This window comes from Pseudarthrobacter sp. MDT1-56 (assembly GCF_059383555.1).
Genome location: NZ_JBWZCK010000001.1, coordinates 158722 through 171074, shown reverse-complemented (window position 1 = coordinate 171074; position 12353 = coordinate 158722). Strand labels below are relative to the sequence as shown.

Annotated in this window: 13 protein-coding genes; 5 read left to right on the top strand and 8 right to left on the bottom strand. The window is 67.8% G+C overall.

Annotated elements, in window-relative coordinates; genetic code table 11:
• Nucleotides 1-160 precede the first annotated feature (160 nt).
• On the top strand, nucleotides 161-1369 hold the full coding sequence (locus AC50YC_RS00830; RefSeq protein ID WP_494951754.1) for a globin domain-containing protein: 1209 nt from the start codon (nucleotides 161-163) through the stop codon (nucleotides 1367-1369).
• 81 nt (nucleotides 1370-1450) lie between these two features.
• Here the strand turns inward: AC50YC_RS00830 and AC50YC_RS00825 are convergent, their stop codons facing one another.
• Entirely contained in the window at nucleotides 1451-3838 is a 2388-nt protein-coding gene (locus tag AC50YC_RS00825) for a hypothetical protein (protein WP_494951753.1), read from the bottom strand.
• Nucleotides 3839-3850: 12 nt separating this feature from the next.
• Entirely contained in the window at nucleotides 3851-4531 is a 681-nt protein-coding gene (locus AC50YC_RS00820) for a tyrosine-protein phosphatase (protein ID WP_494952160.1), read from the bottom strand.
• Between the two features lie 276 nt (nucleotides 4532-4807).
• Here AC50YC_RS00820 and AC50YC_RS00815 point away from each other — a divergent pair, with 276 nt between their 5' ends.
• Nucleotides 4808-5644 carry an SGNH/GDSL hydrolase family protein gene (locus AC50YC_RS00815; protein ID WP_494951752.1) on the top strand — a complete coding sequence of 279 codons (837 nt, stop codon included), beginning with the start codon at nucleotides 4808-4810 and terminating at the stop codon, nucleotides 5642-5644.
• A gap of 45 nt (nucleotides 5645-5689) precedes the next feature.
• Here AC50YC_RS00815 and AC50YC_RS00810 read toward each other — a convergent pair whose 3' ends face one another.
• Complete coding sequence (locus AC50YC_RS00810; protein ID WP_494951751.1) at nucleotides 5690-6313, bottom strand: GNAT family N-acetyltransferase; 624 nt, start codon at nucleotides 6311-6313, stop codon at nucleotides 5690-5692.
• Nucleotides 6314-6404: 91 nt separating this feature from the next.
• Here AC50YC_RS00810 and AC50YC_RS00805 point away from each other — a divergent pair, with 91 nt between their 5' ends.
• Together AC50YC_RS00805 and AC50YC_RS00800 are read left to right on the top strand one after the other, a co-directional pair.
• Nucleotides 6405-6845 (top strand): SRPBCC family protein, encoded by a 441-nt coding sequence (locus AC50YC_RS00805; RefSeq protein WP_494951750.1) that lies wholly within the window; start codon nucleotides 6405-6407, stop codon nucleotides 6843-6845.
• A gap of 26 nt (nucleotides 6846-6871) precedes the next feature.
• Complete coding sequence (locus tag AC50YC_RS00800) at nucleotides 6872-7105, top strand: DUF6480 family protein (protein WP_494951749.1); 234 nt, start codon at nucleotides 6872-6874, stop codon at nucleotides 7103-7105.
• Nucleotides 7106-7116: 11 nt separating this feature from the next.
• On the opposite strand, the gene AC50YC_RS00795 is transcribed toward AC50YC_RS00800, so the two are convergent.
• From AC50YC_RS00795 to AC50YC_RS00775, 5 genes are all read right to left on the bottom strand, one after another.
• Nucleotides 7117-7989: a 3-hydroxyacyl-CoA dehydrogenase family protein gene (locus tag AC50YC_RS00795; protein WP_494951748.1), complete on the bottom strand. Its 873-nt coding sequence runs from the start codon at nucleotides 7987-7989 to the stop codon at nucleotides 7117-7119.
• 2 nt (nucleotides 7990-7991) lie between these two features.
• Nucleotides 7992-8810 carry an enoyl-CoA hydratase/isomerase family protein gene (locus tag AC50YC_RS00790; RefSeq protein WP_494951747.1) on the bottom strand — a complete coding sequence of 273 codons (819 nt, stop codon included), beginning with the start codon at nucleotides 8808-8810 and terminating at the stop codon, nucleotides 7992-7994.
• Nucleotides 8810-10039: a thiolase family protein gene (locus AC50YC_RS00785; protein WP_494951746.1), complete on the bottom strand. Its 1230-nt coding sequence runs from the start codon at nucleotides 10037-10039 to the stop codon at nucleotides 8810-8812. Before AC50YC_RS00785 ends, AC50YC_RS00790 begins: the two co-directional genes overlap by 1 nt.
• A gap of 167 nt (nucleotides 10040-10206) precedes the next feature.
• Nucleotides 10207-10884, bottom strand: coding sequence for a pentapeptide repeat-containing protein (locus AC50YC_RS00780; protein ID WP_494951745.1), 678 nt, complete (start codon nucleotides 10882-10884; stop codon nucleotides 10207-10209).
• The gene (locus tag AC50YC_RS00775) at nucleotides 10884-11342 is read right to left on the bottom strand and encodes an SRPBCC family protein (RefSeq protein ID WP_354173005.1); all 459 of its coding nucleotides are present in this window, start codon (nucleotides 11340-11342) and stop codon (nucleotides 10884-10886) included. Before AC50YC_RS00775 ends, AC50YC_RS00780 begins: the two co-directional genes overlap by 1 nt.
• Before the next feature lie 166 nt (nucleotides 11343-11508).
• On the opposite strand from AC50YC_RS00775, the gene AC50YC_RS00770 reads away from it, so the two are divergent.
• Complete coding sequence (locus AC50YC_RS00770; protein WP_224047463.1) at nucleotides 11509-11685, top strand: CsbD family protein; 177 nt, start codon at nucleotides 11509-11511, stop codon at nucleotides 11683-11685.
• The last annotated feature ends 668 nt before the right edge of the window (nucleotides 11686-12353 follow it).

Below are 12353 nucleotides of genomic sequence, written 5' to 3'. Positions count from 1 at the left end.
CATCCGGCAAGGGATGCGCTGCTGGGCTCACCTACACCCATCCTGCCCATAGCTGTAGGGCCGATGGACCCGGAAGGCCCCGCCCCGTGACTGTTAGCTTGGAAGTGCTGATTCACCCGACACCGCTGGGTAAAACCGGTTTCACCGGAAGGGATCCACCATGCTTTCAGACACTTCACTTCCCGTCATCAAGGCCACGCTGCCCGTCGTCGGCGAGCACATCGAGGAGATCGCCAAGCGCTTCTACAAACACATGTTCGAGGCGCGGCCGGACCTCCTGGATGGGCTCTTCAACCGGGGGAACCAGGCTGACGGCCGCCAGCAGCAGGCACTTGCCGGTTCCATCGCGGCGTTCGCCGGGCTGCTTGTGAACAACGTGGACCAGGTCCCGGACCACCTGCTGTCCCGGGTCGCCCACAAACACGTCTCGCTGGGGCTCAGCCCGGACCAGTACCAGATTGTCCACGACCATCTGATGTGGGCCATCGTGGATGTGCTGGGGGATGCCGTCACACCCGAGGTCGCCGCAGCCTGGGACGAGGTCTACTGGCTGATGGCGAACCTGCTCATCAATAAGGAACGCGGGCTGTACAACGCGGTGCACCTCACCCCGGCCACGATCTGGCGGACCTGGCGGGTGGCGGAGCGGATCCAGGAGTCGGACGACGTGGTCCGGTTCGTGGTGGAGCGGGTTGATGAGCGCGAGGTCAAGCCGTCCCTGCCGGGGCAGTACGTAACGATCAAGATGGTGATGCACGACGGCGTCCACCAGCCCCGGCAGTACAGCCTGACAAAGGCCGACGACGGTCAGCACCGCCAGTTCGCGGTGAAACGGGTCCACGGGCTCGGGACTCCCGACGGCGAGATGTCCAATCTGCTGCACAACGAGGTCCGGGTGGGCGACGAGGTGGTGCTCTCAGCGCCCTTCGGCGATGTGGTCATGGAGTACACGGACCGGCCCCTGGTCCTGGCCAGCGCGGGGATCGGGATCACCCCGATGGCCGGCATGCTCTCGCACCTCGTCAAGTCCGGCTCCCAGCGGCAGGTGATGCTGCTGCATGCGGATGACAGCGAGGAGTCCTTCCCGCTCCGGGGGCAGGTCCGGGAGGATCTGGGCGCCTTGCCGGACGGGTCGCTGAAGACATGGTTCCTGAATCCCACCGTGGGCGGCACAGCGTCCGGATCCGAGTTCTCCGGCTTCATGGATGTCGGCGCGGTGGATCTCCCCGACGACGCCGAGTACTACCTCTGCGGTCCCCTGCCGTTCCTGAAGTCCGTCCGGAGCGCGCTGGTGGCCGGCGGGGTTCCGGCGAAGGATATCCAGTACGAGGTGTTTGGCCCGGACCTCTGGCTGGCTGACTTCCAGTAGCGGGGATAGTTAGCGGCAGTGAGCGGGCCGCCCGGCGCCGTGCGGAAGCTGGATAGCTCCGCCGGCGCCGCGCGGCGGTAGTTAGCGGGTTGCGCGGCGCCGTGTGGCGGCCAGCAGGACACCGCCGAGCAGGATCGCGCCGCCGGCAAGTCCCGCCGCCGGCAGGAGCGAACCGGCACCGGTGTCCGGCAGTTCGCCGGAGGCGGCAGGCGGCTGGCTTGCGCCTGCTGGACGCACCGGGGTCGCGGGCTCCGCCGGTGTCACAGGCTCGGACGGCTCGACCGGCTCGACCGGCTCCACAGGCACAACCGGATCGACCGGCTCGACCGGCTCGGCCGGGACGACGACGGTGAAGTTCCGGACGACGGGCGGGCTGTCCACCGTGCCAGGGGATGTCTGGACGGCGCGGACAGTGAGCGGGCCGGTTGCGGCTCCCTCGACCGGAATGGTCCATGTGCCGTCCGCCGCGACGACTGCGGTGCCGGTGATGTCGCCCGTAAGTTTCACGGTAAGTCCGGGGGTACCGGTGCCGTCGATGCGGGTGGGTGTCTTCAGCACCGCTCCCTCGTCCGGTGACGAGATCACAGGTGCGTCCAGCTCGGTCACCTCGACGGCCAGGGAAACTGCGCCCGAGCGGCTGAATCCGTTCACCGTCTCCGCCGTGAACTTCAGCGGGCCGTTGCTCCCGGGTGCGGGGAAAGCCCAGTTGCCGTCGGCGTCGACCGGCACTTCCACCGTTTCCTGATCAGTGTCCGGGTCAGATTGCTTCGCAATGGTGATGCGGACTTTCGAGTCGGCGGCAACGGCCGACGCCGGAGCCGCCGGGACCCGGCCCGTGATGGGTTGGCCCGCCAGGACGGCCAGGCCTTCCGGCGCCGCGAGCTTGGGCTTGTTCAGGAACAGCTGTAGCTGCACGGCAGTGGGGATTTTGGTGAGGGCGTCCTCGAGGTTGGCGGCGATGGCAAAGTTCTCGCCGGACGTCTCCCCGGCCGAATGGGTGCCCACGGCGAAATTGCCGCTGATCCAGGGTCCGCCGGAGTCTCCTCCGCGGGACTGGACGTTCTTGGACAGGAAGCCGCGGAAGGCGCGCAGGTCCGCGGCTGCGGTGGTTCGTCCGCCCACCACGTAGATGCCGGTTTCCTCCACCTGGCCGCAGGACCAGCCCTCGGTCCGCCCGGAGCGGCACACCTCCTGGCCCTGGAACGGGGCAACCGTACCAATAATCTTCACCGCGGTGGCGCCGGGGTTCGCTGCGTTGGCCCAGGTGCTCGCGGCCGGCTGCAGGTTCACTCCGCCGTCGAGAGCCTCGATTACGGCAATGTCCGTGCCGACGTTGCCGGGGGCGTCTTCGGTTCCGGTGATCCAGGAATTGAGGGGCCCGCCGAACTGGCTGAAACCGAAGCTGCCGAGCGGGGCGAGCGTGCGGGGCAGGGGTGCCGCCCCGCCCGCCGTGGCGGAGGCCGGCGGCTCCAGCTCGGCGATCCGTGCCGTGCCGTCTTCGGCGCAGTGCCCTGCCGTCAGCACGACCGGAAGTCCCGCTGCGCTGAAGGCGCCAAATCCCGTCGAGCAAATGGTCCGCCGGTCAATGGCGACGCCTTCCCCGCCGAAAACGTCCGCTTCGGTGGTGACCGGGGACCCCTTCTCCAGCTGGACGTTGGCGTACCGGGACACGAAGTCAGCCGGGGAGATCTTCCCGGGCTCGGGGGCCGCGGCCGCGTGCTGGTCCGGGGCGACCGCCGGGTCGGTTGCCTGGTCCGGAGCCTGGGTCAGGGTTGCTTCGGCGCTGTTTGTCCCGCCGGTGCGGATAATGAAGTTCCCCCCGGAGTAGGCGACGGCCTGCAGTCCGGCCGGCCCCACCTCGCGGACGTACGCCTGGAACAGCTGCTCCGTGCTGGATGCGAGCAGCTCAGCAACCGAGGGCACCGCGGAGGGCGCCGCGGGGGGTGCATCGGCCGGAGGAGCCGAGGGGTCAACGGCAGGACTGGCCGCGTCAGCTGCCGGCGCCCCGAGGACGAACACGGCCGCGCTTCCGGATGCGTTCAGTTCATCTACCCGGGCCATCAGCCCGGCGCCGCTGCCTTCGACGAGGATTTTTTTGTCCCGGAGGCTGATGCCCAGATAACCGGGGAGCTTCTGCAGGGAAGGGAGGGCGTCGGCGGCGGTCCTGGCCAGCTGGCCCGCGGCATTGAACTCCTCCAAGGTCATACCCAGGTCGCGCCGGATGGCTTCCGCCAGTCCGACGTCGCTGATTGCGGGGCCCGCCGTCGACGACTCAACCGGCGCCGTCGTGGCGGCCGGTGCCGACGACTCAACCGGCGCCGTCGTGGCGGCCGGTGCCGACGGCGAAGCTGCCGACACGGGTTCCGGTCCCCCGGCTTCGGCCAGTGCAGGAACGGCCTGGAACGAGCCCGCGAGCGCGAGGGCGGCAGCCGCCACCGCCCGCACAGTCAGCTGAAACTTCGGTGTCATCACCCGGTTACTCTAGCGCCCCAATTTGGCCAGAATGGCCGTCACCTCCGGGTCCGTCACCCCATTGCGGCGCAGGAACTCCCCGGTCCGCACGTGCCGCACGAACCGCAGCAGGCTTTCCCGCCGCGTCTCAAGCAGCGGCGCGAGAACTTCCTCGGGCAGATACCGTTCATGCGGATGCGGGACCCCCGACACGCGGTGGTGTTCGTTGATGCCCCTTGCAGCCCGCTCGTAGCCGCCGGCAATGGCGTCCTCACCCGCCCCGGCGAGGTCCTGGAGCATGGCCGCGATCATCCCGCTGCGGTCCCGGCCGGCCGAGCAATGGATCACAACGCCGCCGCGCGCCTCGGCCACGGCCTTGAAGACCCCGGCGAGCTTCTCCGGAAAGATCCGCGCATTGTCCGCGTACGACGCCGGATCGTTCAGGTAGGGAACGCAGAGCTCACGGAATTCGCTGTTGCCGGGGTCCTCGGTGGGGGCGTGCACGACGTCGAACGCCGCCAGGATCTCGGTGCTCACCCGCGGATCGGTATCCCGGCGGCGGATCTCGTCCGGGTTGCGGAGGTCAATCACCGTCCGGATGCCGCCGTCGTACGCCTGCTGCCAGCCGGCGTCGGTGAGCCACTCGCGGCGTCCCATCCGGAACACACTGCCGGCGACGTGCCAGGCGTTGACCGCCCCGTCCCAGCCCATGGCTCCGGGCAGCGTCCTGGCTGTGGCTGGGCCACCGGGTCCAGCGGGGATCGTCATTCTGACAGCTAAGCACACGGCCCGGCGCCAATCCACGGGCCGGATTTCCGAAAGTTCCCCACAACGGGACCATTGGCATGGTCTGGGGTTGAGGCTGCCGAGTAGGGTGACGGTGAACCCGGTAGCCGCCGGGCTCTTTTTTCGGCTCTCCCGCCGCCGGGACTGACACTTCAGCACGGCACGGGGCGCTGAACCAGTGTGCTACTGAGGGGAAACACCATGGGAACTCTGAAACTTCGACGCCGGCGAACGGCTTTGGCTGCCGGTCTCGCCACCCTGGCCATGGCGGCCGGTCTCGCGGCGGTCCCGGCGCAGGCCGTGGACAAGACCAAGTACATCGCGCTCGGGGACTCCTTTGCCGCCGGGCAGGGAGCGGGACCGTACCTGGATAATTGCTACCGCAGCGAGAACACCTATTCAGAACTCGCGGCTGACACCAAGGCCATCAAGCTGGTCACCAACGCGGCCTGCAGCGGCAAGACCACCCAGGAAGTCGTCAGCACCCAGCTGGAGCGGCTGAACAAGAGCACGGAGCTGGTGACCATCACGGCCGGCGGCAATAACCTCGGGTTTGGGGCTATCATCACGGCCTGCGGCGCGGCCATAGTCGATCCGACCGCCGCCCCGGCGTGCGATGCTGCCAGCGCCTTCGCCGCGGGCGAGATCACCAGCCAAAGACTGGCCGGTGACGTGATGGCGATGATTCAGAGTGTGAAGGCTGCTGCGCCGAACGCCGAGATCGTGGTGACCGGCTACCCGTACCTCTACGATCCGGTCGCCGCAGGCCAGACCGATCCGATGTCCGTGTTCATCTACAAGGCCACTTTGCTGGCTGACGGGCTGAACGGCTCCATTGCCGCCGCTGCCGGGGCCACCGGAGCGGAGTACGTCGACGTCCGGGCCGCGTTCGCCGGCCACGGCATCAACTCGGCGGACCCGTGGATCAATCTCAACCTGGCCGACCTGGGCAGTCCCGACAACTTCCACCCGAACGCTGAGGGTTACGAGGCGTACTACACGTCGATGAGCGCGGCCGGGGCATATTCGGCTCCCTAGCCAGGCCTAGCGCCGCTTAGTCCAGGCTGGCCAGCCCGCCGACGCTTAGCGTCGCTTGGCCAGCCTGGATTCCAGCGCGTTCCGGACCATCGGCCACTCGTGTTCCAGGATGGAATACACCACGGTGTCCCGCAGCGCGCCGTCGCTGCTGCGGGTGTGGCTGCGGAGCACACCGTCCTGTTTGGCGCCCAGCCGCGCGATCGCCTCGCGGGACTGGTGGTTCAGCCAGTGGGTCCGGAACTCGACGGCGGGGCAGCCCAGCGTTTCGAAGGCGTGCCGCAGCAGCAGCAACTTGGAGTCCGGGTTGCTGCCGCTGCCCTGCACGGACGCCGCGTTCCAGGTGGAGCCGATCTCCACCCGCGGCGTGGCGGCGTCGATGTTCATGTAGGTGGTCATGCCGATCACGCGTCCCGGTCCGCCGGTGGCGGGGTCAATCAGCCGCGTCGTGAAGGGCAGCATGGATCCGCTGTCCTGCAGGGCCAGCCGGCGCTCAATCTCGGCGGCCATCTGCTCCGGGGCGGGCACGCTGGTGTACCAGAGGTGCCACAGTTCCCCGTCGCGGGCCGCCTCGACGAGGCCGTCGTGGTGGTCCGGGCTCAGCGGCTCGAGGACGACGTATTTGCCGGTCAGGGTGATAGGGGCGATCGCGGGCCGGTCCAGGGAAGTCACACGACCATCCTAGGCGGGCGCGATGGCGGGCGGCTGTGCCGTTTTCCCGGGCACGGTTCCGGTGCCACGGCGGGCTGGTTAGGCTGGGTCCATGATCACAGTTACCGGCACCGTCCACTCCGCCCTCGAGCCCGCCAGGGCCTTCGACTACCTGTCAGCGTTCGAGCACACCCCGGAGTGGGACCCCGGGACCCCCGTGGTGAACAAGCTCTCCGAAGGACCGGTCGCCGTCGGGCACCGGTACCACGCCGAAGCCGAGTTCCGGGGCAAACGCCAGGCGCTGACCTACGAGGTGATTGAACTGACCGCAAGCCGGATCACGCTGCGCGGCGAGAACAAATCGGTGATCTCCGTGGACACCATCGACGTCTCGCCGGCAGGGACGGGCTCCGAGGTGAAGTACACGGCAGAGTTCCAGCTCAAGGGATGGCTCAAGATCGCCGAACCCTTTGTCCGGCCGGCGTTCCGCTCCCTGGCCGGCCCCGCCATGGACGGAATGAAAAAGACCCTCGACTCCCAGACATCGCTGTAGCAGCGCTGTCGGAACAGGAGCACACCATGACATCCCAAAATCCGGATCCCCTTGAGAACAACCTCACCGGCCTCGAGCCGGGCGGCGGCGTGCCGCCCGGTGAAACACCACCGGCGGAGGGGAGCTCGGTGGGGCCGCAGGGACCGCGGATCCGCGAGGACCGCGGCTGGGTCCAGTACCTATGGATTATCATGATCGCCCTGGTGGTGCTTCTAGTGGCGCTCTTCTTTGTCGGCTACATCGTCGGGATCCTCGACTAGGCTCGCTTGCCTCAGTCAGTCCAGTCGAAGAACCCCTTGCCGGACTTGCGCCCGAGTTCGCCGCGGGCCACCTTGTCGCGCAGGATCCGCGGCGGGGCGAAGCGCTCGCCCAGGGTGGAGGCGAGGTATTCGGCGATGCCGAGGCGGACGTCCAGGCCCACGATATCCGTGGTGCGCAAAGGTCCGGTGGGGTGCTTGTAGCCCAGGACCATGGCGTTGTCGATGTCCTCCGCGGACGCCACGCCCTCCTCCACCATGCGCATCGCCTCGAGGGCAATCGCGACGCCCAGCCGTGAGGACGCGAACCCGGGGGCGTCATTGACGACGACGGCGGTCTTGCCCAGCGCTGCGACCCAGCCGCGGGCCGCCTGGGCCAGCTGCTCCGAGGTGTGCTCGCCGAGGACGACCTCGATCAGGGTGGATGCCGGCACCGGGTTGAAGAAGTGCAGGCCCAGGAAGTTCTGCGGGCGCTGCAGCTCGCGGGCCAGCGCGTTGACCGAGATGGAGGAGGTGTTGGAGGCGAGGTAGGCGTCGTCGGCGAGGCGTTCCTCGATCCCCCGCAGCGAGGCGACCTTCAGGTCCCAGTCTTCCGGGACGGCCTCGATAACCAGCTGGCGGTCCTTGAAGTCGTCGTAATCCACCGTAACCGCGAGCCGCGAAACCATCTCGTCCAGGTTGCCGTCCGTGGCGCCGCGCTCGATGCTCTTGGCCGCCGCGGATTCCACCCGCTCCCGGGCCGCCTCGGCCGACTCCTCGTCGCGTTCGACGACGAGGACGTTGGCGCCGTTGATCAGGAAGGCGTGCGCGATGCCGGCGCCCATCCGGCCGCCGCCCAGGACGCCGACGGTGGCGGGAAGGTTCGCGGGAAGTACGGAGTTGCTCATCTTCAGTTCTTCTTCCGGTCTGAATCCTGCTCGGACTTCTTGGCTGACTTCTTTTCAGACTTCCGATCGAGGAAAGCCTGCATGCGGTCGAACTTGGCCTGGGATTCAAAGAGGATCCCCTGGGCCAGCTGGTCGATCAGCGGGTGCGCCTCGGCGGGCGCGTGGAACACCGACTTGGTGATCCGGACCGCGAGGGGATCCTGGCTGGCGATCCTGTCGGCGAGGGCGTGCGCGGCCGCCATCAGTTCGGGTGCCTCGTGGATCTCGGTAATGAGGTTGACGGCGAGGGCCCGGTCGGCGCGCAGGACGGTCCCGGCCAGCAGGATTTCCTTGGCCACCGGCTCCCCCACGAGCTCCTTCAGCCGCCAGCTCGCACCGGCTGCGGCGAGGATGCCGAGGCCGGTCTCCGGGTTGCCGATCCGTACCGACGGCGTGCCGATCCGGAAGTCCGCGGCGTACGCCAGTTCGGCGCCGCCGCCCAGGCAGAAGCCGTCCAAGGCCGCGATGACCGGCATCGGCAGCTTGGCGATGCGCACGAAGATGGTGGAGTTAATGCCCTGGAGGGCGTCGTTGCGGCGGCGTTCGCGCAGCTGTCCGATGTCTGCCCCGGAGGCGAAGACGCCCTCCGTGCCGGCGATGATGAGCACCTTCGGCGTCTGCTCCAGCGCGGCGCAGACGGCGTGCAGCTCGTCGACCATCTGCTGGTCGATCGCGTTGCGGACCTCAGGCCGGTTGAGGAGCACGACCAGCCGGTCCTCGCGCTCCTCGAGCAGCAGAGTGCGGAAATCCTGCGGGTCCAACCCCGTCGCGGCGGCCGCCACTACACGCGCTCCAGCAGCATCGCGGTGCCCTGGCCGACGCCGATGCACATGGTGGCGAGGCCAATCCGGGCGTCCTCGCGCTCCATCCGGCCCAGCAGGGTGATCGCGAGCCGTGAGCCGGACGAACCCAGCGGGTGCCCCAGGGAGATCGCGCCGCCGTCGCGGTTGACGATCTCGGGGTCCAGGCCGAGCCGGCGCATCGTGGCGAGCGACTGGGTGGCGAAGGCTTCGTTGAGTTCGACGGCGCCGATGTCGCCAACGCTGAGACCGGTCCGCGCGAGCACCTTCTGGGTGGCCGGGACCGGGCCGATGCCCATGATTTCGGGTTCACAGCCGGCGGAGGCGCCGTCGACGATCCGGGCGCGCGGCGTGAGGCCGAGCCGCTCGATGGCCGCTTCGGAGGCGACGATGATGGCGGAGGCACCGTCGTTGAGGGTGGAGGAGTTTCCGGCCGTGACCACCGAGCCGCCGCCGACGACGGGGCGGAGCGCTGCGAGGACGTCCATGGTGGTGCCGGCGCGCGGGCCCTCATCGGTGTCGACGACGGTTTCGCCCTTGCGGGTCTTGACGGTGACCGGGACGATCTCATCGGCGAAGCGGCCGGCGGCGATCGCCGCGAGGGAGCGTTCGTGGGAGCGGACGGCGAAGGCGTCGGCGTCCTCGCGGGTGATGCCGTCCACGCGGGCGACTTCCTCGGCCGTTTCCGGCATCGAGTAGGTCATCTTCCCGCCCCGGGAGAGCTCGCCCTTCTGGAACAGCGGGTTCACGAAGCGCCAGCCGATGGAGGTGTCGAAGATTTCGCCCGGCTTGGCGAAGGCGGTCCGGGGCTTCTCCTGGACCCAGGGGGCGCGGCTCATGGATTCCACGCCGCCGGCGATCACGATGTCCGCGGCTCCGGACTTGATCATCTGGCTGGCCATAATGATGGCGCTCAGGCCGGAGGAGCAGAGCCGGTTCACGGTGATGCCGGGGATGTGCAGCGGGAGACCGGCCAGGACGGTGGCCATCCGGGCGACGTTGCGGTTTTCCTCGCCGGCGCCGTTGGCGTTGCCGAGGATGACCTCGTCGATGCTGTTGGGGTCCAGCCCGGCCCGGGCCACGGCCTCGCGGACCACCAGGGCGGCCAGGTCATCGGGTCGGACCGCGGAGAGTGCCCCGCCGTAGCGGCCCACCGCGGTGCGGGCTCCGCCTACGAGAAATGCCTGTGGTCCTGCTGCTGGTGATGCCATGGGTACACCCTTCACGCGATAAACGTCTCTGTCATCGAATCTGTCATCGAAAGAACTCTCATCGGCCGCGGCATCCACGTTCGACCCGCTGGTGCGCCAATTTACCGACCGTTCGTTCTATAAAGATTACACGGCGCGGCAAGGGGGTCAATCAAATCCCCGCCGGATTACGCGACAACGACGCCGAGATGGCTCGCCATGAGCGGGGCCAGCAGGCCGAGCTGGTAGTCGTCGATCACCAGGCCGGCGAGACTTTCCAGACCGCTGATGGCGCGGAAGTCGGTGCCCCGGATGTCAAAGTCCTTGAGCCTGGCGCCGGCGACGTCGAGGGTGCCGATGGTGCAGTTCTTCAGCGCCACCCGGGTCGCCGCGCAGGAACCCAGGTCCAGTTCGCTGATGATGCAGTCGCTGATCTGCACGTCCGTGAGCTTGGAACCGCGGAGGTTTACGTAGTCGAGCTTCCCGCCGTCGATCCTGACGGACTGCCATCCGCTTTCGTAGAGTTCCGCGGAACCCCAGCGGGGGTTGCCGATCTCGACGTCGCGCAGGGTGCTCCGGGCGGCCATGAACACGGGGGCGTACACCTCGGCCAGGATGCAGTCCCGGAACGTGGCACCGCGCAGCTGGGTCTCGTTGAAGGACACGCCCTGGAAGTCGCACTCGGCGAAGTCGGTGCCGGCAAGTTCCAGCCCGTCGGCCGATGCCCTGCTGTACCGAAAGCCGTCGTACCTCTCCCCTGACTGGAACTCAGGGGACGGATCGTCCCGAAGCTCCGCCAGCCGGACCGGGCTGAGCCGAGGCGCGGTGACCTTCGGGGCCTTGGACGCTGCGGTGCCCCGCGCCACTAGAGCGACTCGGCTTTGGCCGCGATTTCTGCCAGGTCCTTGGCGAGGGCCTTGCGGGTGATGCGCATGCCCAGTTTTCCGAAGAGTGCCATCGCCAGCCTGGTCATCCGGGAGGGATTCTGGAGCTCAGCGCCGAAGGTCAGCGTCAGATCCGTGCCGCCGTCGCGATCGGCCAGCGTGAAGCGTGAGGTGTAGTCCGCCCCGCCCTGCAGCGCCTTCACCGTGGTGCTCCGGGGCGGGTCGGCCTGGGAGACCCACATTTCCACGGTTTCTGACTTGCCCATCATGGTGCGGGTTTCCTTCCAGCGCGTTCCCTCGCCGTAGGGTCCGTCGCTGAGCAGTTGGATCGCATCGATGCCGGAGAGGGTTGCGGCTGAACCGGGAATGTCGGAAATGACCGCCCAGACCTTGTCCGCCGGGGCGTTGACATGCTGGGTCAGGCTGATTTTGTGGTCCATGGCATCGAGCCTAGCCCGGCGCTGCCGCAGATTTCATCCCGCCGGCACGGATGCCCCCTCGATGCCCTCTTGATGCCCTCTTGATGCCCTCTTGATTTAGTAAGCATGCTTTGTGTTATGGTGAATAAACGTTGAATTTCAACCGGAAACGAAAGGTGTTTGCACCATGGGTATCGGAGACAAGATTCAGAACGAAGCAGAGCACCTCGGCGGCAAGGCCAAGGAAGCTACTGGCAACGCCACGAACAACGACCAGTTGCGCGCCGAGGGCCAGAAGGACCAGGTCGTCGCAGACGCCAAGAAGGTCGGCGAGAACACCAAGGACGCCTTCAAGAAGGATTAGTCTTCACAGAAAGCGGCGGCGGGCTTTCCTTTGGGGGATGTCCGCCGCCGCTTTCGTGTGCCCGGGATCCGTCGATTCGCCACATATGGCCGCTAAACCAGCTCACGATCGTGGCCGGGCCCACCGATTCGCCACATATGGCCGCTAAACCGCCCCGGATAGCGGCCGTACTCGTCAGATCGGTGCTTCCTTGGCGAGGCCAAGGCGCTGCGGCGCGTCCAAGGCCGCCCATTCACCACAAATGGCCGCTAACCCACGCTGGACCGCAGCCCTGCCTCGCCCATTCACCACAAATGGCCGCTAAACCACGCTGGACAGCAGCCCGGCCTCGCCCATTCACCACGAATGGCCGCTAACCCACGCTGGACAGCAGCCCGGCCTCGCCCATTCACCACGAATGGCCGCTAACCCACGCTGGACAGCAGCCCTGCCTCGCCGATTCACCACAATTGGCCGCTAAACCAGCACGTTTAGCGGCCATTCCCGTCAGATGGGCGCGGTCGGTGGCACGGCTGCCCTAAGCAGATGGGCGAGCCTGCGGCCACGGCTACCCCGGGTGCGGCGCCGGCGTCACGCGGACGCGAAGGCGAACGCGAGGCCTGGTTAACCCAACAACGGCGGGCCTCCGCACTGGAGGCCCGCCGTCGTCGACCGCTTGGGATGTTGCC